The 305-nt window shown below is 63.3% G+C and carries 1 riboswitch.

Going from position 1 to position 305, the window contains the following annotated elements:
* Nucleotides 1–65 precede the first annotated feature (65 nt).
* Nucleotides 66–160: riboswitch (TPP riboswitch) on the forward strand.
* Nucleotides 161–305: the final 145 nt, after the last annotated feature.

Below are 305 nucleotides of genomic sequence, written 5' to 3' on the forward strand. Positions count from 1 at the left end.
CTTGTCGTCCCACCGCTTGTCGTCACACCGCTTGACGGGGGGCTCCGACGGTGTCACCTCTTTGGGCGAAGCGACAGGGGCGCTCGGGAAACCGGGCTGAGACGAACCCTTAGAACCTGAACCGGATAATGCCGGCGGAGGGAGGCGCGTGAGACGGTCAGGCGCAGTCCCGCCTTTGCCCCCCTCGCACTCCTCTTGCTGCCCGCAGCCAAGGAGAGTGCGATGGAAGACCCCGGACAATATCTCACGTCGATGCGGCAGACTGCGCCGCTCGTTCACAACATCACCAACTATGTCGCGATGAA

Source organism: Thioclava sp. UBA3469 (genome assembly GCF_002378135.1).
Taxonomy (GTDB): domain Bacteria; phylum Pseudomonadota; class Alphaproteobacteria; order Rhodobacterales; family Rhodobacteraceae; genus Thioclava; species Thioclava sediminum.